Raw genomic sequence first — 25,039 nt, forward strand, 5'->3', positions numbered from 1 at the left:
GGGAGGCCGAGAGAGCGCGCCCCCTCAGTTCAGCTTCATGCGCCGCCGCACCGCCCGCGCATACACCGCCGTCGGCACCAGGGTGAGCAGGATCATCACCACGCAGAAAATGAGGCCGTCGCGCTGCGCGTCGGGATTGGCCAAAACCTGACCCACCAACTCGTCGTTGGCATGCGGGCCGATCGCAAACTTGCCGCCCGCAACCCAGTGCGAGATCGCCACCATTGCGCTCTGCGCCGTGCTCCAGGCCGACGCCGAAACCGACGCGATGGCATGGTAACCCATCGTCACCGACCCCAATGCAAGGCCACCGAAGGCAATCGCGCCGAGGCCGATGGCGCCGACACTCACCGCGCCGAAACTCACCAGCCCGAAGCTCACCGCCCCGCCACTGAACAGCCCGACTGCCCAACCGCCCCAGGCAAACAGAATACCGATCGCCCGATCGCCGCCCGCGATCCAACCGAACACCGGCGGCTGGCCGGACTCCGCCGCCGCGAAACGGATGTGCACCAGCGGCACGCCGAGGAAGGTGCGTTCACTTTTATACTCCGCCGCCTTCGCCCCTATCCGATCGCGCGGATCCTTGAACGCCGCCGGCTCGCGCGCGCGCTCGGCCGTGCGCAGCTCCGCGATCTCCCGCATCGACCGCACGATCAACACCGACCAGCCGATGGCAAAGCCCACGATCATCACGTGGTGCAACGGCACGGCCCAACCGTGGTGCTCCGGGCGAGGGCCCATCCAAAACACCCAGGCAACGAGGCCGGCGATGAAGACAAAAAAGCTGCCGAAGAGGCTCACCGTCATGCGCACCACCGCGCGGCGCTCCCGCTTGGTGCGGGCCTGGTCGAGGTTCATGCGCAGCGTCATCACCGTGCTCACCACCCCACTGACCGAGGCCAGGATGGCCGCCAACAAGGTTGTTTTGGCCACGCCGCCCGCGCCTTTCGCAGCGGCCCACGCCACGCCGCCCGTCCCTGCGGCTTTGGCCGTGGTGGGTGCCATCGCCGGCAACGCTGCGATGACCGCCGCCGTAAAGACCTTGCCCGGCGTGCTGCGAGAGAGCGCACCTTCGACAAAGGCCAGCGCCTGCTCCTTGAGCATCTTGCGCCCGCGCGAGAGCCGTTGCTTCACCGTGTCTTCGGTGAGATCGAGCTCCACCGCCACGTGCTCCACCGAGCGATGCTCGCGGTAATACAAGACCAGCGGCTCGCGGTAATTTTCCGGCAACTGCTCCAGCGCGTGCCACAGGATGGCCTGCTCCTCCGCCGCGATCGCCGCATCGCCCACCGGTTCGTCGCCGCTGCTGATGTCGTGGGCTTCATCGAGCTCAGCCGCGCCGCTCACCGGCTCAAGCCCACCGCGACGCCGCGCGTGGCTGATCTTGAACCGCAAGATTCCGCACAACCACGGCCGAAGTTTTTCGGGCTCCCGCAGTTCCCCGAGCTTCATCCACGCCGTTAGAAAGGTCTCCTGCGCCACATCCTCACTCTCCGCGATGTTGCCCGTGCCGGAGTAAGCCAGCGAGCAGAGCAGGCGTTGGTAGCGTTCCACGATCTGCTCAAACGCCGAACGGTTTCCGGCCAGGCAGGCGGCAACCAGGTCAGCATCACTCGTGGTTTCAATCAGGGCCATGACGTCGGGAGTTTTCATCGTATTTGAGAAAGCAGTGCCCGCAAAGCCCGATCCGGTGACAAAGTTTCCGAAAAAACTTTCGCCGCCCTTTGTCCGACCGACTGAAATCGGCGTCACCATGACCCGCTTACGCCTGCTCGTCTTCGCCGCCGCCACTCTCCTGGCCACCCCGCTCTTTGCTCAGGATCTCGGCCCGGCCGATCCCGCCAGCCTCGGTTTCTCGGCCGAGCGCCTTGCCCGCCTCGATGCGGTCTTTGAGGACTACGTCGCCGACGGCCAACTGCCCGGCGCCGTCGTGCTGGTCGCCCGCCACGGCAAGATCGCCCACCTCGCCGCCTACGGAAAGTCCGACGTCGAAGCGGCCCGCCCCATGGAGACCGACGCCATCTTCCGCATCGCCTCCCAGACCAAGGCCATCGTGAGCACCGGCATCATGCTGCTCCAAGAAGAGGGCAAACTGCTCGTCGACGACGACCTCTCCAAATACCTGCCCGAGTTCGCCGAAACCACCGTGGCCGAAAAACGCGAGTCCGACGGCCGCGTCGTCATCGTGCCCGCCAAACGTCGCATCACCCTGCGCGACCTACTCACCCACACCTCCGGTTACGGTTACGGTTGGGGCCTCGCCAGCGACCAATGGGAGGCCGCCGGCATCACTGGTTGGTATTTCGCCGATCGCAATGAACCTATCCGCGAAACCGTGCGCCGCATGGCCGCCCTCCCCGCCGACGCCCACCCGGGCGAGAAATTTGTCTACGGCTACAATACCGACATCCTCGGCGCCGTGATCGAGGTCGCCTCCGGCCTGCCGCTCGATGTGTTCCTCACCCAACGCATCCTCGAGCCGCTGGGCATGCACGACACCCACTTCTACCTGCCCGCCGCCAAACGCGACCGCCTAGCCGCCGTGTATTCGAAACGTGGTGACGGCGCCCTCGAGCGCGCTCCCGCCGCCGGCACCATGGAAAGCCAAGGCCACTACGTGACCGGCCCGCGCCAGAGCTTTTCCGGCGGCGCCGGCCTGCTCTCCACCGCCCGCGACTACGCCACCTTCCTGCAGATGCTCGCCAACGGTGGCACCTTCAAGGGCGAGCGAATCCTCTCCCGCAAGAGCGTCGAGCTCATGCACGTGAATCACCTCCGCCCGGGCGTGGGTTTCCCCTGGGGCGAGGGTCTCGGTTTTGGTCTCGGCTTCCGCATCGTCGAGGACCTCGGCGGCAGCGGTCTGCCCGCCAGCCTCGGCAACTACGGCTGGGGCGGCGCCTACCACTCCACCTACTGGATCGATCCGGTGGAGGACCTCGTGCTCGTGTATTTCACCCAAGTGATTCCGGCCGATAATCTCGACGATCACCAAAAGCTGCAGGCCCTCGTCTACTCGGCCTTGGTCGACTGAGTCGTCGATCGATCGCGTGTTTCGGGCGCCCGGCTTTGACTTAGCGCCAATATCAGAAACCGGTTTGGGCTCCTTTCCCAAACATGGCTTCTGATCCACTCGCGTTCTATCGCACGCTCTCCCGCGGCTTCTTTCCGCGGTCCTATTCGCTCAAGTTTCTCGGCATCGCGTTTCTCGGCATTCACCTGCCGCTGATCGCCTTCGTCGTCTACCTCGCCGCCAGCCATGGGTGGGAAGATGCCCTGCCAGCCATCATCGTGGTATTGCTCGCCACCTTGGTCGGCACCGCGCTGACCATGTGGAGCCAGCACCGTCTGCTCGCCCCGATCCGTCGCGCCCACTCTGACCTCGTCACCTATCGCGAAACGCGCCAACTCCCCACCTCCCCCGGCGAGTTTCCCGACGAGGCCGGACAACTCATGCGCGAGACCCGCGAGAGCATCGAGTCCCTCGACCGTTTGCTGAAGCTGAAGGACCAACTCGCCGCCGGCATCGCGCACGACTTCCGCAGCCCCCTCACCAGCATCGTCGCCGCGTCCGACTATCTGCTGGAGGATAACCCGCCTGGCACCGACACCGGCGACATCGTGACCGTGATGCGCCGCTCCGCCCTCGCTCAGGCGGAACACGTCAACCGCTTGCTCGCCGCCGCGCTCGCCGACACGCGCGGCGTCAGCTTCTCCAGCGAGAGTGTCCCTCTCGAGGCCGTCTGGTCCGAGGTCACCGCCACCCAACACCTGCCCGCTTCGCAAAAGGGCATAAAACTTACCTTCACGCCCACCTCTGCCGCCGTGCTCGGTAGCGCTGCCCGCATCGTGCAGATCATCAACAACCTGGTTAGCAACGCCATCAAAGCCTGCCCCGCCGGTTCGGAGGTCACGCTGACCGCGACCCGCGAAGACGACCGCGTCGTGATCCGCGTGAGCGACAACGGCCCCGGCGTGGAGCCGGGCAAACTCTCCGACGCCCTGCGCCGCCCGGCCGATCAGCCACCCGCCGCGGGCGAACTCAAACTCGGTCTCGGCCTGCGAATGGTGTCCAGCCTCCTCCACCTGCACGGCAGCCGTCTGGACATGGAACGCCCCGCCAGTGGCGGCATGCGCTTCTCCTTCAAGCTACGCCCGGCCAACTGACCGCGGCCTCACTCTGCTCACCGCGTGCGCATGATGCGGTAGGCCCACGCTGGCGAGAGCCGGTGGAGCCACCGCAGAGCCGCCGACTGCCCGATGTAGTTTTCGGCTTTATCGGCCGCGATCCCCGCGAGGATCGCCGTCGCCGCATCACGGGCACTCAGTTTGCCCTGACCGCGCCCGGCCGTCATCGCAGTGTCGACCAGCGGAAGGTAAGCTTGCTGGACCCGCACTGGTCGAGCGGCGAGCTGATAGCTGATTGAACGCCCAAAGCTGCGCAGCGCGGCCTTGGTTGCACAATACACCGCCGAGCTCGCCTTCGGTGCCAACGCCAAGCCCGAGTTGACCAACACCACGGCCCCCGGCGCATCCCTACGACCGCGCAACTCTGGCCCGAGCCGCGCGACCAATTGGCAGATTGAGGTAAAGTTGGTGTTCACCTCGGCCATGATGCTGCCGTGATCAAACTCCGGAGCCGTGATCCACGGCTCGTGCTGCACCGCCGCATTGCAGAGCAGGAGATCAAAACCGTCGCCATCCGCCGCCAACCGATCCGCCGTGACGCTCACCGCCGTCGGATCGCTCAAATCACAGGTCACAGGACACACGGTCGGATACCGTTGGGCCAACTCGGTCAACTTCGCCGGGTCACGCCCGATTACCACCAGTTCGTTGGTCGCCGCCAGTAGGTCCACGAGTTCCCGGCCGATTCCGGCGGTGCCTCCGGTGAGAATAATACGTTTTGCAGTAAGGTTCATGCCGCCAAGCCTACGCTCTTGCCGCCGCGCTCGCCTTAACCTCGGTTAAAAACGAATCGGAAATCGTTCGCCTCTCCCTCCCATCATGACCCTTCAAGCGCTCATCGCCGAGCACGGCACCGCTCGATCGCTCAAACGCGGAGAGATGCTCTTCCGCCAAGGTGACGCCTCGCCCCCGTGCTGTCATCTTCACCGCGGCCTGCTCAAAGCCACCTACCTGTCCGCCGTCGGCAAGGAGGCGATCAAATCCTTCTTCCTCGCTCCGACCCTGGTCGGCAGTCTGCGCGCCGCCTTTGAGGATGCTCCGGCGCCCTACAGCGTCGAAGCCCTCGAAGCCTGTGACTTGGTGGAGCTCCCGCTGTCGAAACTCCGTCAGCAGGCTCAAACCGACATCGAACTGGCCAACGATCTGATCGGTCTGCTCGTCCAACTCGCCATCAAAAAGGAACGCCGCGAACACGACTTTCTGATGCTTTCGGCGGTCGAAAACTACCGCCATCTCCAGCGCGAAATCCCCGACCTGCTCGGACGTGTCACGCAGAATGACATCGCTCGTTACCTCGGCATCACCCCTGTCGCGCTAAGCCGAATTCGCGGCCGCCTGGCGCGCGGCTAGCGCCGAACTGTATTCACCTCCCCCCTACATCGGACCTGTCTCATTTTTGGGATTGGAGTGTCGCGCCGTCGAACCGGCCCGCCGGATAAATGCCAGCCTCAAAAACCCCAGTGATTTTTATTTTCCTTTCATTCTGGCACTTACGAATCTCTCCACCGGTTGGCACGCGGCATGTTTAATAAAGGGCATGACCATGAAAAACATCTCCTCCCTTCCCTCCGCTCTGCTCGCCACCCTCGCCGGCCTCGCTGTCGCGATCGTTCCCGCCCTGACCGTGGCGCTCGTCTTCAGCAGCGTCGCCGCTGCCGCCAGCACCTTCATCGCCAGCATGCTTGTCCTGACCCTGTGCCAAGACTACGCGCCGCGTCCGCAACCGCTGACCGTCGCGACCACCGCCCGCTCCCTCGCCAAGTATCCGCTCGCCGCCTGAGCAGTTATTCTTCTTCGCCTCGTTGTTGCCGCGCCGTCCGCCGCAAGCCCTGCGGCGGTTGCCCAAAGACCCGAATGAATGCGCGCCGCATGCGCTCCGGATCCGTGAAACCCACTGCCATCGCAATTTCCTCCAGGGACTCCGACAGGTTTTCCTCCACCCGCACCCGCGCCGCCTCCACCCGGAGCTGCTCCACCGCCTTGGCTGGCGTGCGTCCCGTCTCTTCCGCAAAGACCCGCGCAAACTGTCGCGGACTCAAATGCGCCCGCTCCGCCAAGGCCTCCACCGATAGATCAGCGGTGAGATTCTCCCGCGCATACGTCATCACCATGCCGATACGGTCTGACTTGGCGTCCAATTCCAGCAGTGCCGAATACTGCGACTGCCCGCCCGGCCGCCGGTGAAACACCACCAGGTCCTGCGCGACCTTCCGGGCCACCTCCTCGCCAAAATCATCCCCGATCAACGCGAGGGATAAATCGATCCCCGCCGTGATGCCGGCCGAGCTCCAAAAGCGACCATCGCGCACATAGATCCGATCGGTCTCCACCCGCAGCGTCGGATGCTTGCGCAACAACTCCGGCGCGAAGCGCCAGTGCGTCGTCACGCGCCGTCCATCGAGCAGCCCCGTCTCCGCCAACAGGTAGGCACCCGTGCAAATGCTCGCCACCCGCCGCGCCTTCTCAGCCGCGCCACGCAGACTGTTGCGCGTGCGTCGACAGCCACACGGCGCCGACATCTCGTCACCGCCCACCACCAGCAGGGTATCAAATTTTTTGCGACCGATCTTCTCCGAGTTCAGCTCCACTCCGCTCGACGACGGCATCAATCCACCGTCCAGCGACACCACCCGCGGGTGATACACCGCCGCCCCATGAAAACGCTGCGCGATCTCAAACGCCGCCAGCGGGCCCGAAAGGTCGAGGAGCTGAAAGCCGGGGAAAACAAAAAGTCCGATTTCCATGACTGTTTTTGCGGTTTTTAGGTCATTTAAGCCATCCCCAATTTTCGCTAATATCTACATCGCTCCGACGACCTCAGAAAAAGTTTCGCTTCGCCTGTCACCTTCTCCCGTCCGCCGGGCACTCCTCTGCCTCAACTCACTTGTTTCCATGAAATCCTTGATGTTTCGCTTCACCCGCACGGTCGCCCTTTGTGCCAGTGCGTTATTCATCTCCGGTGCCGCCGCCCAGTCGGTGCCGTCCGCCCTGCAGGGCATCTGGCGCTCCGATGGCTACGGCTGGATCCTCCAGGCCAACGGCAACCAAATCACCCGTTACCACGAGTCCTCCGCTGGCCTCGTGGTCGGTCCGTCCGACGCATCCGAGCTGCGCGCCGAGTTCAGCTCCGCCTCCGTCGTCGACGCCGATCACATCATCGCCGGCAACCCCACCGAAGGCAGCGCCTACCACTTCACCCGCCTCAGCGCCCTGCCCGGCGCCGTGACCCAGCCGGGTAATGCCAGCCCGACCCAGACCCTCGACTACGCCATCGCGTATTTGCAGGACCACTACGCCGTCACCGCCGCCCATGGCATCGACTGGACGGCTCGTTTCGCCACCGCCCGCAGCCAGGTCAGCAACGGTTCTTCCAGCACCGCCCTGCGCAATGCCCTGCTGCAGATGATCGACGGCACCACCGACGCCCACCTGCGCCTGCTGTGGCCGTCCGGCAACAGCGTGGCCTACGGTCCCGACTTTAATTCTCGCGTGACGGTGCCGCTCATCGAAGCCGCCCACCTCGGCACCGGCGCGACCCGCCAGACCCGCTACGACAGCTGGCGGCAACAACGCATTCTCGACCACATTTATCACTTGCTCGATCTCGGCGCCAGCGGCGCCGCCGGTGGCGCCGTCATGTGGCACCGCGAGGGCACGATGGGTTACCTCTTCATCGCCGACATGATCGGCTTCACCGACACGGAGTCCGTCTCCGCCGACGTCACCGAAATCAACTCCATCCTCGACCTCGCCCTCACCGAGCTGAACGGCGTGGAGGAGATGATCGTCGATGTCTCCCTCAACGGCGGCGGACGCGATGCCGTGTCGCGCGCCATCGCCGCCCGCTTCACCGCCGCGCCGGTCACCGCCTACACCAAACACCCGGGAGACGGCAGCACCGACGCCCTGCAGACCATCACCATCGCGCCGACCGCTCGCCCGAGTTTCCTCGGTCCGGTTCACCTGATCACCAGCGACCTCACCCTCAGCGCCGCCGAGGTGTTCACCCTCGCCATGCGCGCCCTGCCTAATGTCTGCCACTTCGGCATGACCACCCACGGCTCGATGTCCGATATGCTCATCAAGCCTCTGCCGAATGGTTGGTTCATCGCCGCCTCCAACGAAATCTACACCGACGCCGACGGCGAAGTCTGGGAAGGCCGCGGCATCACGCCCGAGGTCGAACTGCCGATCTTCACCGCCGCTACAATCAACCAAGCCCACTTCGATCGCATCGCTTCCTTCGCCGATCAATTGGTGCACCCGGAGCCGACGCCCGAGCCCCAACCGGAACCCGAGCCCGAGCCCCAGCCCGAACCGGAACCTGAGCCGGAGCCCCAGCCGGAACCGTCGCTCGAACCGCAGGTGGAAGGCCTCTTCAACCTCTCCACCCGCGCCTACGTCGGCAACGGCAACGAGACGCTCATCAGCGGTCTCATGATCGAAGGCACCGGCACCCGCGACCTCGCCATCATTGCCCGCGGCCCCAGCCTCGCCGACTACGGCCTCACCACCGCCGTCGCCGATGTCCGCCTGCGCGTGCTCAACGCCGCCTTGGAAGAAATCGCCGCCGTCGACGCCCTCACCGACATCTCCGCCGAAGACCGCGCCGAACTCGCCGCCTACGGCATTCTGCCCGGCAACCCCAACGAGGCCGCGCTCATCCTGCGCAACGTGCCCGCCGGCGCCTACCACATCCACCTCAGCGCCCAGGACACGACTCCCGGCGTGGGCATTTTGGAGATCTTCGACATCTCCGCCGATGCCGACGACGACACCGTGCTCTTCAACCTCTCCTCCCGCGCCGCCGTCGGCACCGGTGAGTCGGTCGCCGTCACCGGTTTCATCATCACCGGCGAAGAAGAGGTGGGTGTGCTCATCCGCGCCCAAGGGCCGTCGCTGCGTCAGCACGGCATCACCAACGCGCTGGAGGATCCCATGCTCAGCCTGCTCGAAATGGGCGGCACGGAAGTCCTCGCCGAGAACCACAACTACACCGAACTCGATCCCGAACTGCGCGCCGCCCTCGAGGCCGACGGCGTGGGTGTGGGTGACGACACCGAGAGCGTGCTCATCCTCTTCCTGCCGCCGGGCGCCTACACCGCCTTGCTCGACGCCGAACCCGGCACCGACCACGGCGTCGCCCTTATCGAGTTCTTCCGCATCGAAGAATAAACGCGCGCACGCTTGCCCGGTAGCCGCGTTGGAGCGCTGCGACAACGTGGTCGCGAGATGGTCGCCCTTGGGCCACGCTTTCACCTGCGGCTCAAGCGCAGCTACTCATCGGCACCGGGAACCTCGCATCTGCGTGGATCCTTGGAATCCCTGACGAAAAACCACCCTAAGAAGTGGAATCAAACACCATACGATCGCCCGCCATCGGCGGGGTTGAGGTTTACTCCCCGACCGGCCGCGCTCAGCGTGGCCGGTCATGAGCCTCCGCCCCGTCTTGTTTCGGTTTGTTGCCCTAGTCTGCACGTTGATCGGTGTGGCAACCGCCACTGCCACTGCCGCCGACGCCCCCCTGCCGTTGAAGGTGATGACCTTCAACTTGCGCTACGCCAGCGACCAGAATCCGCACGCCTGGCCCGACCGCCGTCCCGCCGTGGCGGCCATCATCCGGCAGCACGCGCCCGACGTGCTCGGCACGCAGGAAGGGTTGCACCGTCAGGTGACCGATATCGACACCGACCTGCCCGGCTACGGGTGGCTCGGCCAAGGCCGCGCCGGCGGCAACGACGACGAGTTCTGCGCCATCTTTTACCGTCTCGACCGCGTGCAGCCCATCAAAAGCGGCCACTTCTGGTTGTCCGATACGCCGGAGGTCGTCGGCTCCATGACCTGGGGCAACCGCTACCGCCGCATGGTCACCTGGGCCCGCTTCCGCGAGCTGCGCACCGAACGGGAGTTTGTGGTGCTCAACACCCACTTCGATCACGAGGTGGAAGCCGCGCGCCAAAAGTCCGCCGCCCTCATCGTGGAGCGCCTGCCCGAGCTCGCCGGCGATTTACCGGTCGTCGTGGTGGGCGATTTCAACTGCACCGCTGGCGACAGCCCGGCTTTCTCCACCCTCACCGACGGCACGGGCTTGATCGACACCTGGACCGCCGCCTCCTGGATCGAACCGGACACCGGTGTAAACACCTTCCACGGTTACGAAGCGCCTGTCTTCAACAACGAGCGCATCGATTGGATCCTCGCCCGCCAGCCCGTGCAGGTCGGCCGTAGTGACATTGTCATGACACGCCACGAAGGCGAGATCCCCAGCGACCACTTCCCAGTCGTCGTGGAGCTGACGTTTCCGGAGTAACCGCATACCGCTGTAGGGCCGCTCCTCTCCTTGGGGCGGCCGCAGTTGGATGGGCGGAGAGGCAGACGCGGCGTGCCGCAAGCGGCAGCCCTACAAGTTTCCGGTGCCGAGCCTCACCAAAGTAGTGCCGGCTTCAGCCGGCATTTCCCCGTCACGCAAAACGGCGGCTGAAGCCGCCGCTACGGGGCCCGACAATTCAGTCGCTGTAGGGCCGCTCCTTGTCTGCGGCCGCGTTTGACCGAAATCTGATAGCGCCGTTGCCTCAGTTAGACAGCAGCGCTTCCAGCAACGCGAAGCTGCGTTGCGGGTGGATCAGGCGGGTGCGGCCGTCTTCGCTGCGGTCGGCGGCGAGGGTGATGAGACTCACGAGCTGATCCGTGGTGAGCGACGGCTCCACCGCCAGCAGCTTGCCAGCGAGGTTGGCGACGTTGGGCGCCGCCATGGACGTGCCGGAGAACTCCATCACTTCACCGCCCGGCGTGCCGCTGGGCACCCGGAAACCGTTGGCGTGCACGTCGACGTTGGCGCCGAAGGTGGAGAAAGAGGTCTCTTCACCCGCTTGGTCCACCGCCCCCACCGTGAGGATGTTGGGCAGATCGATGCCGGACGGAAACACGTCGGAAAACTCCGCGTCGTTGTCGCTGTTGCCGGCCGCGACCACGAAGAGGATTTCCGGCGTGGCTTTGATCGATTCGGTGAGCGCGTTGAGCGAGATCAGGAAAATCTCCCGCGACTTGATGCGACGTTCCTCGGGCGTGCCGCCGGCACCGTTGGCTTCAAACGCACTCTCAATGCCTTGCGGGCTGCCGCCCCAGCTCATGTTCACCACGCGCACGCCCTGCGCTTTGAAGTAGGCAATGGTGGCCTGCATGGCGGCGGCGTCTTTCTCCGCCTGCTCGAGGGTCGGCACATCGGGAATCATGCGGTAGTCAAAGGTGATGCGGCCGTTCAAGATCCGCGCCGCCGGGTTGCCCGCGGCGGCGATGCCGGCGACATGCGTGCCGTGCGAGTAGTTGCCGAACAGCCCGAGGTTTTCGATGAAGGGCTGCACTTCGCTCGGGTCGATTTTGCTGAGCTCCTGTTTGAGCTGGGTGGACTCGGGGCTGTCGACGTTGGCCTGCAGATCGAGCAGGCCCTTGGTCAGATCGCGGTTGGCGGGATAGGATTCCTGCTGCTCAGGCGTGAGCGGGAAAAGCAGGTTCGGGTCGACGTCGCCGTGCAGGTCGAAGGCGATGCCGTGCACATCATCGACGTAGCCGTTGCCGTCGTCGTCCTCGCCGTTGACCGTTTCGTTCGGGTTGGCCCAGAGCTGGTCCGGGTAGACGATCGGATCCACGCCGCTGTCCCAAATACCGATGATGACCGGCGTGAGGTTGGCGTTGTCTTCCAACACCACGTTGCGCGCGGCCCAGATGTCGGGCTTCTCCACGTGATGCGCGTCGAGATACTGCGAGAGCACGGCGGCGCGCACCTCGCGCAATGGCACGTATTCGGCGATGGAAACGTTGGCAGAGATGAGGCTTTGCGCGACGTCACCGCTGATGGTGCCGGTCTTGTCGACGCCGGGCTGCACGCCGCTCTCGATCTGGCCGAGAATGAGGGCCTTGGTCACGATCTCGGCGCTGGCCTTGGCGCTCTTCAGGTTGTCGCCCACCACTTCGTAGGGCAGCTCGCTGATTTTCTCGGCGTAGATTTTAGCAAAGGCAGCGGCATAGTTTTCTGGCGAGGCGTAATCGATTTGCTGCGCCTCGACCACACTCTCCAGCAGGAGACCGGTGGTGAGTTTGGCGGCGGGTTTGGCCTCGAGGTCGCGGATCTGTTGCAGCTTGGTCAGCGCCGCATCGGAGTCGCCGGCTTTGAAGTCCATCGCCATGAGCGTGGAGAGGATGCCCTGCAGCGTGGTGCGATCCTGAATGTCGTAGTCGTTGATCAACGCTTCCAAGTCGCGGCGCAGCGGCTCGGCCAAGCGCGCGTAGGCGGCATCGTCGGTGAGGATGTCCACGACCGGACCCTCGACCGGGTATTCGTGGCGGGGCAGTTGGTCCTGGGACGTGATCGCCGGCCGGTCGGCGGCAATCAGGGCGGCGGTCGCCCCCCATCCGGTGATCACGGTGAAGAGCGCGTAGCGAAGCAGTTTCAGCATGGGCGCACGCTGAGACGTCGCGCAGCGCGCCGCAATGCAACAAACTCGCACCTCAGTTGGGCAGCGCGAAGGGCGAGTTGGTGAGCATCGCCTTATGCTTGCGCTCGCGTAACGCCGCATAGCGCTGCTGCAGCTCATCCACCTTGGCCGCCGGATCCGTCAGCGCGGGCAAACGTTGCAAGGTGTGTTGGCGCAACTGCTCCCAATAGCGTTCGAGGTAGCGCTGCTTGGCTGTGGCGCAATCGGCTTCGACGTTCGGTGCCTGGGCGAGGAGATTCGCTTTGCCGGTTTGGCAAAACTCACGCGCCGCAGCTTCGCTCGCGCGCAACTCCGCGCTCGCCGCCGCCACGCCTTTTTCGGCCATGCGATCGACCCACGGCAGATCGGGCAGACGCGGCAGCGCGGGCAGAGGCAGGTCGCGACCGAGCACCTGCTTGGCCACCGTCGAGACCTCCGCCGCGGTCTTCGCGCACTCTTCGGCCAGCACACTCAAACCGGTGACAACCTGCTTGAGCGGCAGAAAGATATCCCCGCCAAATGGTGAGGCCGACGTCGTGCCGGCCACCAAGCCCTTGGCTTCGCGGGCGAAGCCTTGCATCGATTCCGCCAAACGTTGCACCGCATAACGCCAGCGCCCCACCAGCACCGGCAGGTTCTGACTGGCACGATAGTCGGGACTGGCGACGTTGAGATAGCGGTCCAACTCCTCCCGCACGCAGTCACTAAACAGCGCCCTGGTGTGCTCCAAACGTTGCAACTGCTCCCGCACCGCCTGCTCTCCCGTGCGCGCCTGCTCCATCGAGCTCTCAAACGCCTGCCGCGTTTGCTTCGAACTGAGAAAGGCAAACGGCGGCCGGGTCGCCTCCACGTCCTTGGTCTGCCGCTGCACCTCCGCCAAACGTTGAGTGAGGCTCTGCTGACATTGGATGGCCTGCGCCTCATCCTGCAATCGAGCGAGGAGCTCCGGCGGAAAGGTAGGTTGTTGCGACATCGTTATAGGGTATTATGCCCAAACCATACAGGCCCATTCGCGCCTGTCCACGCCAAGCTTATAAGTAATCCTTCACCGCCGTCGGGGCGGGAATCCACTAGCAGCCCCCCAGCACCCCTACGGCGCATGCCGCTCCAAATACTCCGCCGCGAGCTGCGCCATCGCCCGCACCCCGGTTTCGAGCGCCGCATCATCCACTAGAAAACGGGGCGAATGATTGGGGGCCGCCGTCGCCGGGTCCTGCCCTTCCGCCGTCACGCCGAGGAAGAAAAACACGCCCGGCACCGCTTGTTGGAAAAACGAAAAATCCTCCGACCCCGTCGAACGCACGTCGCGTTTCACGCGCTCGGCTCCACCCGCCACACGTGCGATCACATCGGTCATCTCCTCCGCCAAGCCGGTGTCGTTGATCGTCGCCGCGTAACCGGTGTCCGCGCCGATGTAGACCTCCGCCGTCGCGCCCGCCGCCTCGGCAATGCGTTCCGCCGTGCGCGTCACCCGCGCGTGGTATTCCGCCCGCACCGCCGGATCATAGGTGCGGATCGTGCCGGTCATCTCCACTTCGTCCGGAATGATATTGTTGCGATCGCCGCCATGGATCGTGCCGATCGAAACTACCGACGGCGTGTGCAGGATGTTCACCTGGCGACTCGCGATCGTTTGCAGGCCGAGCGTGATCTGCGCCGCCACCGTGATGGGATCCACACCCGCCCACGGCGCCGCCGCGTGCGTCTGGCGCCCCCGCACCGTGATGCGCAGGAAATCGCTGCTCGCCATCACCGCGCCGGGCCGGAAACCGATCACCCCGCTCGGCATCGATGACCACACGTGCAGGCCGAAGATCGCGTCAACTTTGGGATCCTCGAGCACGCCTTCCTGAATCATCTGCTTCGCGCCCCATGCCGGCGCCGGCCAGGCGCCTTCCTCGGCCGGTTGAAAAATGAACTTCACGCTGCCCGCCAAGTCCGCGCGCACCGCCGTCAACACCTCCGCCGCGCCCATCAGGATCGCCACATGCGCATCGTGGCCGCAGGCATGCATCACGCCCACCGTCTTGTCGCCATAGTCCGCCGTGACGGTCGAGGCGTAGGGCAGGCCCGTGTCCTCCGTCACCGGCAACGCGTCCATGTCGGCGCGCAGCGCCACCACCGGTCCCGGTTTGCCGCCGCGCAATACCGCCACCACGCCGTGACCCGCCACGCCCGTCTGCACCTCGAGGCCGAGTTCGCGCAGATGTGTCGCCACGTAAGCCGCAGTCTGCTCCTCCTGATTGGACAACTCCGGATGCGCGTGCAGGTGGTGCCGCCACGCGATCACCGCCGGGGCGACTTCTGTCGCCAAACTATCAATACGCTCGATCGGCGCCGCGCCGCTCACATTCGCCAGCACCACTAGCCCGCTACAAATCCGCATCCAGTTACGCATGGCTCCTGCATGACGGTTGCCGCTGATTTTGCAAAGCTCGGCAACGATCAACGGAGCCGACCTTTGACTCCCCCGTTCGCATCCCAAGACTGCCCTCACCGCCCGCCCCATGAAACCTGCCTCCGCCTTTAAGATCGTTTTCATCGTCGCCTTGGTCGCTGCCGCCGGAGGCGGGTTCTTCTACCAATACGAACGCGCCCCCGAGTCGTCGCCGGTCTCCCGCGGCGCCCACCTCGCGACCACCGCCGGTTGCTTTGCCTGTCACGGACTCGGCGCGGAAGACCCCCGCACCAACTACCGCCTCGGCAGCAACGACGCCTGGCGTTCGCGCGGCATCGATCCGATCTGGGAGGAGGGCCTGCTCGAAGCCGACGAAGTTATTGAGTGGATCACCCACGGCGTGCCCGAGCGCCGCCGCGAGCGCCACCAACAGCTGCTCCTGCGAATGCCCGCCTACGGTGACGACGGTCACCTGAGTCCGCGCGAGATCAACGACATCGCCGCGTGGTCGCTGGCCGAGGCCGTGCGCCGCTCGCACCGGCCCGCCCGCTTTGAACCCTTGCCCGATGTCGCCGCCGTCGCCGCGTTGTCGGACGACGACCTGATCCGTCGCGGCGACGCCCTCGCCCGCGACAGTGGCTGCTATCAATGCCACGGCGAACTTGGCCAGGGCGCCGTGTCCAACCTCGCTTCCTTCAAGGGCTACATTCCGGGCTTCCAGGGTGACGACTTCCTCGCCCTCACCGCCGACGGCGATCGCGAGGAGGTGCGTTATTGGATCGAGCACGGCCGCGGCCGCGCGCTCGAGTCCGGCCCGCTCGGTGGTCTCGCCTCCCGCTATCTCGATCAGCAAGCGATCCCGATGCCCGCCTACGCCGACATTTTCGACGACGTCGAAACGGAGATACTGGTCTCCTATTTGCTTTTGCTGAACCGGATGGGTCCCTTGGACGCGCAGGGCGTTGAAGCCCTCGCCATCACGCTCATCTCCGACTCCGAATAACGCTCGCCGATGTCTCTGTCCCTTACCCGCTCCTTCTCCGTTGTCTGCGCCGCACTCTTCAGCGCGACCGTCACTCAAGCCGACGAACTCGACGCGCTCTTCCCCATCCCAGCCGAGGTCCGCACGATCCTCGACCAACGTTGCGTGATGTGCCACGGCGAGGAGATCGACGGTGAACGCGAGATCCGCGAGGACCTGATCTTCTCCACCGACGCCGAGATCCGCGAGACGCTCATCGATCCCTATTTCATGTATGAGCTCATCCGCGACGATGAGATGCCGCAGGAGGCCAAGCTCTCCTTCCGCCTCCGCCGCGACGCCAAGATGCAGGAGCGCCTCGACCAACTGGTCGCCGATTACGAAGCCAAAAACGAGAAGGCGGTGCTCATCAAGTGGCTCACCACCGCCCTCAAAATCGAGGAATAATTCCCGCCCGCGCCCACCGCGCCACACTTGCCTGCCCCCGCCGCGCGGCGTAGGGTGTCGGCATGAGCCAGATCGTTAATCACCCCCTCGGACTTTCGACGTTTGGCCGCCTGCGCAACGTCGTCACCGCCTGTGTCACCCTCGGCCTCTTTGCCGTCGCTGCGCCCCTCGTCCACGCCGCCCCCGGCGACGTGACGGGCACCTACGCCGACAAAGGCGTCGTGGTGCAATCGACCGACGGCGAAGCGGCCTTCGAAGCCATCTCTTTTCACGCGCTGCTGAGTCAGCAATTCAGCCCGGCACTCTCCGCCGCCGACTTCCCCACCAGCGCCCGGTTTGAACTCAACGACGAAACCGACCGCCTCGTGTTGGAGATTTTTAACGACGACGGCAAAAGCCTGTGGCGCGCGCTCTGGGGCGCCTCCCGCGGCTTCTCTCACGAAGACGGCAAGGCGGTGCTCCGCATCCAACGCCGCGGCTCCAAAGACCAACGCTACAGCTACGTGCTCGAGCCGGCCGACGACGACGGCAACCTGCTCGTGACGGTTTACCTCGTCAAAGCGACCACCTTCGGCCCCGGCGCCGACCTGGTCGGCTCCTACATGTTCGTGCCGCTCAACTGAGCTTCAGCTCAAAGGCTGCGGCACCATCGTCAGCGTCCACGCGCCCGCGGGCAACTCGACCACGGGGCTGACGTCATCGGCGCGGCGCATCACCTTCACGTCGTCACTGCCTTCACCCGACACGACGGGCGTTCCGGCAAAAGGCAGATGAAACTCGGCCACCGTCCCAGCCGGGACGACGAGTCGCGCCGACCACTCCGCTGCACTCGTGCCCACCACCGCGAGTTCAATGGCGCCGTGCGGCGTGGGCAGCTTGACCTGCGCGTGCGTCAGACCCGCTGTCTGTGGGCGCACCACAAAACGCGCAAAACCCGGCTCCACCGGGTCGATGCCCATGACCTTGCGCGGAATCAGATTCGCTGGCGCCGCACCCCACGCGTGGTTCCAATCGAGGTTGGGCTTAAACGCCGGATCCCACGCTTCGAGTGTGATGGTGGAACCGACCTTCTCCGACATGTTGAGCCACGACCGTTGCCCTCGTGAGGTGAGCAGATCAAAACCCGCCTGCGCTGCACCACCGTCGTAGAGCGCCTCCAGCAAAAACTGCGCGCCATAAACGCTGGGCACCATGCCACGCGCCGCGACATACGCCGTCGCGCGCTCCACCCGCTCCGGCGGCACCACGCCCAAGGCCAACGCAAAAAAGGTCGCGTGCGACGCCGCGTGTTCGCTCAGCGTTCCGGTCTCCGAATCGAGTCCATCCCGATAGGCCCCGAGCCTCTCGTCCCAGAGCCGTGCGTTGATCGCGTCCCGCGTCTGCGCCGCCATCGCCGCAAAGGAAGCCGCGTCTTCCGCCCGCCCCAGATGCTCCGCGATTTCGGCCAACAGAAACACCGCCCGGTAGTGGAACGCCGACACCACGGTCTTCACATCGGGCGCCATGTCGTAGCCGTCCCGCTCGCCCCCCGGCCAATCGATGATGTCCCGCTCGGGATGACCATCGAAGCCGCGGAAGAGTCCATCGGCTGTGCGACGCTCGATCATCGCCCGCTCCACCAGCACGTCGTAATGCGTGCGCAGTCCGGTGTCGTCACCCGACCACAGAAAATCATTCCACACCAACATCACCATCTGCAGCCGCCACTCCGTCGGCCAGGTAGGCTGCGCGATGAGGTAGTCGTTGGTGTGCCGCGCCGTCTCGTATTCGGCGTCGACCGCGTAGTGAGAAAGTTGATTCAACAATGCGTCGGCTTCGTAGGGTTTCCGCTCTCGGTCGCCATCGACGTAGAGGCCCATGAAGGTGGTCGCTTTGATGCTGTATTTGCACAGCTGCCACACCGCATCGAGCTCCGGACTCGAGGAGCTGAAGCTCGCGGCCGCGTCGTTGAACGCCGTGCGCCAGCCGCGCCGCCTCACCGTGGTCGTCGCGTCCCACCACTCCGGCGCACCTTCGATCTCCGCATAACGAAACGGCATCATCTCCCCTGCCCCGGCCGGCAGTTCCAGCCAGCCATCCTTCATCCAACCGGGCGGCGCCCACGTCAGCGCCGGCCACACCTCGCCCCCGGGCACCAACGCCACCTCGTGTTGCTGGTATCGCACCGTGCCACCCGGCTCCGGCTCGACCGCCTTGGCTTCCGCGCGGCGGGCCTCCCCCATCTGCACCGTGACCGTCGCGTCGCTCGGCGCGTCGGCCGGCGTATCCAGGACGAGGTTACCAAAAGCCGCCTGCCCAAAATCGACCCACCAATGGCCCGGCCCCAGCCAAGTCACCTCCACCGGTTGATCTTCGAAGGCCTCCACCACTCCGGGAGACGGAATCTGAGCCGTGACGTGAAGCCCCGCCGTAAACAGCAGGCCGATAATTCCCAAGGTCTGAATTTTCATAAGCGCGCGCTCCGCGATCAGCACATAAAACTGACCAACCGCGCACCATGATCGCGCCCCGCCAGCCCGGGCAACGCAAACTCAACAACGACGCATAAATGACCGTTTCTCCGGCCCTTAGTCCGTGTCCGCCCACAGCCAGCGAATCGCGTCCGGCAGCAGGTGGCCGCCGTGTTTGTCGCTGTGCTCACCGTCGGTCCACACGTGCTTCTCCTGCCAACGCACGCCGGCAACATGCGCGGTCGGCGCGTTGCGATAAGGGTCCCACGGCGTGTCGCCGTTCTCCACCCGCTCGGCCTGCTGATTGGCAAAGTTAATCGCCGCCACCATCTGCTGGTTGGCGAGGAACCAGTTACCCCACGGGTTATCGAGATCGTTGGAGCCGTCCTGGAAGAAGATCTTGATCGGCTTCGGCGGCAGACGGCGGATCATCGCCGGATAATCCTGCCCGCCCGGCGACCACGCCCCAGTCGGATCATCCTCCGGCGGACGCGAGCCGATCGACACGTAGCTGCCGATGAAGCTGATGACTTTGCGAAACACATCGGGGTTGTTCCACGCCACCGTGAACGCGCAGATCGCGCCGCTGCTGGTGCCGCCGATGGCGCGCTGCTCGGGGTCGTCGGTCAGGTTGTAGTCCTGCCCCACCAGCGGCAGCATTTCCTCGATGATGAACCGACCGTAGTCGGCGGTGAGCACGTCATACTCCTGCCAGCGGTGGTTGGGGTTACCCCAGCCCAGATCCTGAGGAAACTCCGCCCGCGTGTCGCCGGGCGTGATGAAGATACCGATGGTCGGCGGGATGGCGCCTTCGTGTATCAGGTTAGTCAACACGTTCTGGACCCGCAGCGACCCTTCCGGGTGGGTGGCGCGGTGCCCGTCCTGAAACACCAGCACGCTGGCCGGCGTCGCCGGGTCGTATTGCGCCGGCACAAAGACCCAATACTGCCGCACCGTGCCGGTGATGATCCCACTGCGAAACTCAAACGGGCCCTTCAACTCCCCCTGCGGCACGCCGTCCTGCACCAGTGAGTCCGGCGTGAGTTCAAAGTCGCCCGTCATCACCGCGGCGGGATCATGGGCAACAGACACGAGCGGCGCGGCTAACGCGGCCAGCGCCACCCACAGAAGGGAGCGGAATTTTATCATGGGGGTATGGGGTAGCTGAAGGAGAACGGTCGACTCAGACGTTGCCGAGGAGGGCCGTCGAGTCGCCGAAGCGCGGCAGGTCCTTTACGCCCACCTGGTTGGCCAGCGTGAGGAAGAGGTTGCTCATCGGCTGCGAGTCGACTTCCACAAAACGTCCCGGATTGAGCAGGCCACCGCCGCCACCGGCCAGCAACACCGGCAGGTCGTGGTGGGTGTGACGGTTACCGTCGGCGTTGCCGGAGCCGTAAATGATGCGCGAGTTATGCAGCAGGGAGTTGCCGTCGATGTCCTCGGTTTCGTCCATCTTCTGCAGGAACTGGGCAAACTGCGTCACATACCAGTGGTCGATCGTCGCCACTTTTTCGATACGATCGGAGCGATTCTGGTGGTGGGACAATTCGTGATGCCCCTCGCTGATGCCGATCTCGCTGAAGGAGCGGTTGTCGCCGTCGTGACCGAGCACGAAGGTGCACACGCGGGTGGAGTCGGTTTTGAAGGCGAGCAGCATCATGTCATACATGACCTGCACATACTCCGCATGCTTTTCGGGAATGCCTTCGGGCGTCTTGATGGCCGGATCCACATTGGGTCCAAACCGTTCGGCGCGTTCGATGCGGGTCTCCACGTCGCGCACGCCGCTGAGGTATTGGTCGAGCTTTTCGCGATCCGAGGCGTCCAGTTTGCGCTGCAGGCTGCGCGCATCATCCATCACGAAATCGAGCACGGAACGGCGGTTCTCCATGCGGCGTTTGGCATTGGCCTGACGCTCGCCATGCGCGCCCGAACCGAAGAGCCGTTCGAAAATGAGGCGCGGATTGTTCTCCGGCGTCATCGGCTGGGTCGGTGATTTCCACGAGATGTTGTATTGGTAGGCGCAGGAGTAGCCGGAGTCGCAGCCCGACGACTGGCGGTTGGCGTCGCAGGTCATTTCCAGCGACGGCAGGCGCGTGAGATGGCCGACGTGATTGGCAATCACCTGATCGATCGAGATGCCCGCCTGCACATCGGTCGCACTCTTCTTCAGCCGCACGCCGGTAAGAAACACACCGTTGCCGCGAGCATGATCACCGGCACCGTCGTCGCCCGCGGTGGCGTTCTCGTGATCCAAGCCTTTGAAGATCTGCACCCGGTCGCGCACGTTGGCGAGGGGCGCGAGGGTTTCGCTCAGGGCGAAGTTGCTCATGCCACCGGTGGGCCACCAGCGGTCGGGGATGGCGCCATTGGGGAAGGTCACAAAGGCGGTGCGCAAGGGCGCGCCGGTCGGCGTGGTGGCGGTTTCCAACGCGGCGGTCGCGGCGAGCAACTTGCTCGGCGTGAGGGAGGCAAAAGCCGGCAACGCCAAAGAAGCTCCCATGCCCCGGAGGAAGTTGCGGCGGCTGAGCGCCCGAAGGTGCTGGCGGAGTTCGGTGTCGGCGGAGTGGTTCATGATCAGCGGCTCAGAGGGTTGATGGCCTGTCGTGACGATTCGGATACAGTCGTCGTCTCGGCGGGCGCAGGTGTTTCTTCGACCAGGTGGGTCGGGGTGGCGGGCAAACGCGCTTTCTGGAACGCGGGAGAGGTGATGATTTCACGCAGCAGCACCGAGGGACGCGGCCCTTCGGTTTCGAGGGTGTGCACGATGTCACCCAAGGTCTGCACGTCGTAATACTCCATGCTGCGACCGAGCGCATAGGTGAGCATCTTCTCGGTGAAGGTGTGGAGGAACTGCTCGCGGTAATTCGTCACCAGGATCTGTTTCAGCTCCTGCACGCCGGTAAAGGTTTCGCCGGTGATGAGTTTGCCCTGCGGGTCGATGGGCTGGTTCATCTCCTCGTCGCGCCAGCGGCCCATGGCGTTGAAGTTCTCCAAGGCCAGTCCCAGCGGATCCATGCGTTTGTGGCAGGAGGCGCACATCGGACTCGAGGCGTGCAGTTCGAGGGTCTCGCGGAGCGACATCTTCGCCAGCTCCTCCTCACTCGCGACTTCTTCCAGTCCGGGAATGTTCGGCGGCGGCGGGGGCGGCGGCGTCCCGAGGATGTTCTCCAAAATGAAGACCCCACGCTTCACCGGCGAGGTGCGCCCGGGATTGGAGGTGACGGCCAACACCGTGCCTTGCGTGAGCACGCCCCCGCGCGGATGGCCCGCGGGCAAGGTCACGCGGCGGAGCTCGTCGCCTTTGATTTCCACGTGATCGATGCCGTAGTGCTCGGCGAGGTCTTCGTTGAGGAAGGTGTAGTCGCTGTCGATCAGCTCGAGCAGGCTACGGTCTTCGCGCAGGATGTAGTCGAAGTAGCGCTCCGACTCCGCGCGCATGGCCCGGCGCACCTTGCCGCCCAAGGACGGACGCGGCATGCGGGCGAACTCGCGAAACACCTGCCCGGCTTCGCGCAATTCGGCGTTTTGCTCGGGCGTGCGTTGCGCCTCCGGCACGCGCCGCAGCTCCTGGAAGGTTTTGCGCGCCGACTCGACCGCCGGATTTGGATGCTCCCGCAAAAAGACCGCGAAGTCGCTGATCGCCACATCCACCACGTCGCGTCCCTGCAACCATTGGCCGGTAAAGTTATCCACCAATTGATCCGAGCGTGGATCCGCCAGCATGCGCTCGACCTGCGCGCTTAAATTGGCCCGCAACTCGCCGCGTTCCGCGAGGCCGAGCAGGGTCTCGTCCGGCATCGTCGACCACAGGAAATAGGACAGGCGCGAAGCGAGGGAGTATTCGTCGACATCCGGGTAACGTTGCCCCGGTTGCAGAGGTTCCAGCGCCTCTTCGCGGAAAAGGAATCGCGGCGACGCCAATACCGCCACCATGGCCTGCGCCACCCCCGACTCAAAGGTCTGGCCGTCCTGCTCCGCCACGCCGAGTGCGACCTGCGTGAGGCGATCGACCGTCGCGTCACTGGCCGGCCGACGGAAAGCCCGCCGCGCGAAATCACTCAGCAGCTCCCGCGCGTAATCGGCGCGGGCGTCAGCGCCCTCCGGCACCGGGCGCGGGAAAAAGCGCGCATAGTTGGCCGGCGGCACGTAGTGCGCCGGATCATCGGGGCCACGCACGGTGACGTTATCGAGCCGGATGCGCAGGTCGCGGATCTGTTCCACCGCGGGCGCGATGGGCCGCATCTCCACCACGACGTCATGTTCACCCGCGTCCAGTTCGCGCTTGAACGCATAGGAGAAACGCCGCCCGTAACCTTCGCGCACCATCTCGCGCTCCAGCAGCGTCTCGCCGTTGAGCTTCAGGATGACGTGGCACTTGTTGTGGTCGAACTGGGTATCGACGTATTTCTCCAGCGCCCGGTAGTTGATCTCCACCTCGTAGCTTCCAGCGTGTTCGGCCGTGAAGGTCGTCGCGATCGTCGCCGGCGTGTAATAACTCAAGTCCATCTCGCCGGCCCGCCGTTTGGCGACCGCGACTTGTTCCGACGCCACTGCCGGCTCGGCGCTGTCGAGTTGGGCTGGCACCGGCACCTCGGGCGCACCTTCCGGTGGTGTCGAATGACCGACCGGCGCCACCATTTCCACGGCGGGCGGGATCGGATCGGCCAGCGCGACAAACTGGTTCCCGCGCAACACCACCGCCGGCACCACGCCGGATTCCCGCGGCACCGCTTCGTCGACGATGCTTTGCGCCGCATCGAGATACTTCTCGAGCAACATCGGCGAAATCGTGAGCACGTCGGCCATGTTGTCGAAACCGTGCCCGGTATCGTCGGCCGGAAACTCCAGCGAGGTATCGTAATCGACGCCCACGAGATCGCGCACGGTGTTGCGATACTCCACGCGATTGAGCCGACGCACCGTCACGCGCCCCGGATCGGGATGCGCCGGATCGAGTTGGAAAGCCTTGGTTTTGATCCACTGCACCAGAGCCGCCTTCTCTTCGTCGCTGGGCTGAAACTCATCGGGCGGCGGCATCAGTCCCGCCTTCACATTCTTCAACACGCGCAACCACAGCGCGTGGTCCTTCACGTCCTCCTCGCTGCGAAACGCGTCGAGCACCACCCCGCCCTTGTCGCTGCCGAAGCCGTGGCAGTCGTAGCAATATTCATCGAGGGTGAACTCAATCTCCGCCCGAAAACTCGCCAGCACCGGCTCATCCGCCACCTGCGCCGAGGCCGCGCCCGCCCCTGTCAGCGCTCCGCAAATCCCCACCAAGAAACGTCCCCAGGCAGGTAAACGGACATAGTTCTGGGCACGCAAAGAGGCAGATAGCATAAGGTTGGGTAACAGCGAACAGGGAGCGAAAGCAGGCGCGCGATAGCGTTTGGGAGTGGGAACCACCGCGGACTTGCCATGAACAGAACTCAGCCCCCGGCCGTTCTCAACTCAGACCGGCAAGGGTTGCGTGACTGTTAAACGTGCAAACCGCCACGCCCCACGCCAAAGCTCTATGCGGTCGACGATCGCGCTCGACCGATCGACCGCCATGCCCTCCTCACGCCCCTCGCCTCTGCTCTACCCGCCCGTGTGGTTCCTGCTGCAGCTCGGACTCACGGTGCTGCTCATCCGCACGACCGAATCCGCGTGGTGGTCGACCCCGGCTTGGCTACGCGCCTTCGGTCTCGGGATCGGGTTCGCCGGGGTAATTTGGGCCGCCACCGCCATCCTCACCGTGGCGCGACACCGCACCGCTGTCCTGCCCTACCGCGATGCCAACGCCCTGATCACCACCTGCGTGTTTCGCTGGTCCCGCAACCCCATCTACCTCGGCGAAGCTTTCATCCTCGCCGGGGTTGCGCTGCGCAGCGGCGAGCTGCTGCCGTGGGTGGCAGTGCCGCTGTTCATGATCGGCCTCACGCGCGGACCGATTCGCTGGGAGGAGTCGACCCTGCGGCAACGTTTTGGCCCGCAGTTTGAGGCCTACGCCGCACGCACCCGGCGCTGGCTCTGAACCACTCCGGCCACAGCGTGTTACAACTTGGTAGGGACGTTCGGAAAAACTGGTCCCGCTCATGCTCTTACCTATTCTGGTCTGTTT

The 25,039-nt window shown here is 64.8% G+C and carries 20 protein-coding genes; 10 read left to right on the plus strand and 10 right to left on the minus strand.

All coding sequences use genetic code 11. The annotated features are described in order from the left end of the window. Positions 1–24: 24 nt before the first annotated feature. Complete coding sequence (locus tag K1X11_RS08770) at positions 25–1,656, minus strand: sigma-70 family RNA polymerase sigma factor (protein ID WP_221029811.1); 1,632 nt, start codon at positions 1,654–1,656, stop codon at positions 25–27. Positions 1,657–1,756: 100 nt separating this feature from the next. Between K1X11_RS08770 and K1X11_RS08775 the strand changes: the two genes are divergently transcribed. Together K1X11_RS08775 and K1X11_RS08780 are read left to right on the plus strand one after the other, a co-directional pair. Continuing rightward, positions 1,757–3,034 (plus strand): serine hydrolase domain-containing protein, encoded by a 1,278-nt coding sequence (locus K1X11_RS08775; protein WP_221029810.1) that lies wholly within the window; start codon positions 1,757–1,759, stop codon positions 3,032–3,034. Between the two features lie 83 nt (positions 3,035–3,117). After that, positions 3,118–4,167, plus strand: coding sequence for a sensor histidine kinase (locus K1X11_RS08780; RefSeq protein ID WP_221029809.1), 1,050 nt, complete (start codon positions 3,118–3,120; stop codon positions 4,165–4,167). A 17-nt stretch (positions 4,168–4,184) separates the two neighbouring features. Here the strand turns inward: K1X11_RS08780 and K1X11_RS08785 are convergent, their stop codons facing one another. Next, positions 4,185–4,922 (minus strand): SDR family NAD(P)-dependent oxidoreductase, encoded by a 738-nt coding sequence (locus K1X11_RS08785; RefSeq protein WP_221029808.1) that lies wholly within the window; start codon positions 4,920–4,922, stop codon positions 4,185–4,187. An 85-nt stretch (positions 4,923–5,007) separates the two neighbouring features. Here K1X11_RS08785 and K1X11_RS08790 point away from each other — a divergent pair, with 85 nt between their 5' ends. Next, the gene (locus tag K1X11_RS08790; RefSeq protein ID WP_221029807.1) at positions 5,008–5,538 is read left to right on the plus strand and encodes a Crp/Fnr family transcriptional regulator; all 531 of its coding nucleotides are present in this window, start codon (positions 5,008–5,010) and stop codon (positions 5,536–5,538) included. A gap of 193 nt (positions 5,539–5,731) precedes the next feature. Then, a complete protein-coding gene (locus K1X11_RS08795) occupies positions 5,732–5,968 on the plus strand; it encodes a hypothetical protein (RefSeq protein WP_221029806.1) in 237 nt (78 codons plus the stop codon). A gap of 4 nt (positions 5,969–5,972) precedes the next feature. Here the strand turns inward: K1X11_RS08795 and K1X11_RS08800 are convergent, their stop codons facing one another. After that, complete coding sequence (locus K1X11_RS08800) at positions 5,973–6,932, minus strand: GlxA family transcriptional regulator (protein ID WP_221029805.1); 960 nt, start codon at positions 6,930–6,932, stop codon at positions 5,973–5,975. A gap of 148 nt (positions 6,933–7,080) precedes the next feature. Between K1X11_RS08800 and K1X11_RS08805 the strand changes: the two genes are divergently transcribed. Both K1X11_RS08805 and K1X11_RS08810 read left to right on the plus strand, forming a co-directional pair. Beyond that, positions 7,081–9,363 (plus strand): S41 family peptidase, encoded by a 2,283-nt coding sequence (locus K1X11_RS08805; protein WP_221029804.1) that lies wholly within the window; start codon positions 7,081–7,083, stop codon positions 9,361–9,363. Positions 9,364–9,619: 256 nt separating this feature from the next. After that, on the plus strand, positions 9,620–10,498 hold the full coding sequence (locus tag K1X11_RS08810) for an endonuclease/exonuclease/phosphatase family protein (protein WP_221029803.1): 879 nt from the start codon (positions 9,620–9,622) through the stop codon (positions 10,496–10,498). Between the two features lie 262 nt (positions 10,499–10,760). Here K1X11_RS08810 and K1X11_RS08815 read toward each other — a convergent pair whose 3' ends face one another. The 3 genes from K1X11_RS08815 to K1X11_RS08825 all read right to left on the minus strand — a co-directional run bounded on the left by K1X11_RS08815 (position 10,761) and on the right by K1X11_RS08825 (position 15,057). Then, positions 10,761–12,641 carry a S8 family serine peptidase gene (locus K1X11_RS08815; RefSeq protein ID WP_221029802.1) on the minus strand — a complete coding sequence of 627 codons (1,881 nt, stop codon included), beginning with the start codon at positions 12,639–12,641 and terminating at the stop codon, positions 10,761–10,763. A 52-nt stretch (positions 12,642–12,693) separates the two neighbouring features. Then, entirely contained in the window at positions 12,694–13,632 is a 939-nt protein-coding gene (locus K1X11_RS08820) for a hypothetical protein (RefSeq protein ID WP_221029801.1), read from the minus strand. 117 nt (positions 13,633–13,749) lie between these two features. Next, the gene (locus K1X11_RS08825) at positions 13,750–15,057 is read right to left on the minus strand and encodes an amidohydrolase (protein WP_221029800.1); all 1,308 of its coding nucleotides are present in this window, start codon (positions 15,055–15,057) and stop codon (positions 13,750–13,752) included. A 109-nt stretch (positions 15,058–15,166) separates the two neighbouring features. On the opposite strand from K1X11_RS08825, the gene K1X11_RS08830 reads away from it, so the two are divergent. The 3 genes from K1X11_RS08830 to K1X11_RS08840 all read left to right on the plus strand — a co-directional run bounded on the left by K1X11_RS08830 (position 15,167) and on the right by K1X11_RS08840 (position 17,109). Beyond that, positions 15,167–16,060 (plus strand): cytochrome c, encoded by an 894-nt coding sequence (locus K1X11_RS08830; RefSeq protein WP_221029799.1) that lies wholly within the window; start codon positions 15,167–15,169, stop codon positions 16,058–16,060. A 9-nt stretch (positions 16,061–16,069) separates the two neighbouring features. Beyond that, a complete protein-coding gene (locus K1X11_RS08835) occupies positions 16,070–16,486 on the plus strand; it encodes a hypothetical protein (protein ID WP_221029798.1) in 417 nt (138 codons plus the stop codon). Between the two features lie 62 nt (positions 16,487–16,548). Continuing rightward, positions 16,549–17,109: a hypothetical protein gene (locus K1X11_RS08840; protein WP_221029797.1), complete on the plus strand. Its 561-nt coding sequence runs from the start codon at positions 16,549–16,551 to the stop codon at positions 17,107–17,109. A gap of 3 nt (positions 17,110–17,112) precedes the next feature. On the opposite strand, the gene K1X11_RS08845 is transcribed toward K1X11_RS08840, so the two are convergent. The 4 genes from K1X11_RS08845 to K1X11_RS08860 all read right to left on the minus strand — a co-directional run bounded on the left by K1X11_RS08845 (position 17,113) and on the right by K1X11_RS08860 (position 24,276). Continuing rightward, positions 17,113–18,936 (minus strand): alpha-L-rhamnosidase-related protein, encoded by a 1,824-nt coding sequence (locus K1X11_RS08845; RefSeq protein ID WP_221029796.1) that lies wholly within the window; start codon positions 18,934–18,936, stop codon positions 17,113–17,115. A gap of 117 nt (positions 18,937–19,053) precedes the next feature. Continuing rightward, complete coding sequence (locus K1X11_RS08850; RefSeq protein ID WP_221029795.1) at positions 19,054–20,085, minus strand: alpha/beta hydrolase; 1,032 nt, start codon at positions 20,083–20,085, stop codon at positions 19,054–19,056. Positions 20,086–20,119: 34 nt separating this feature from the next. Then, a complete protein-coding gene (locus K1X11_RS08855) occupies positions 20,120–21,511 on the minus strand; it encodes a DUF1552 domain-containing protein (RefSeq protein ID WP_221029794.1) in 1,392 nt (463 codons plus the stop codon). 2 nt (positions 21,512–21,513) lie between these two features. Next, positions 21,514–24,276 (minus strand): DUF1592 domain-containing protein, encoded by a 2,763-nt coding sequence (locus K1X11_RS08860; protein ID WP_221029793.1) that lies wholly within the window; start codon positions 24,274–24,276, stop codon positions 21,514–21,516. Positions 24,277–24,487: 211 nt separating this feature from the next. On the opposite strand from K1X11_RS08860, the gene K1X11_RS08865 reads away from it, so the two are divergent. Then, positions 24,488–24,952 carry a methyltransferase family protein gene (locus K1X11_RS08865; RefSeq protein ID WP_221029792.1) on the plus strand — a complete coding sequence of 155 codons (465 nt, stop codon included), beginning with the start codon at positions 24,488–24,490 and terminating at the stop codon, positions 24,950–24,952. The last annotated feature ends 87 nt before the right edge of the window (positions 24,953–25,039 follow it).

This window comes from Actomonas aquatica (assembly GCF_019679435.2).
Lineage (GTDB): Bacteria > Verrucomicrobiota > Verrucomicrobiia > Opitutales > Opitutaceae > Actomonas > Actomonas aquatica.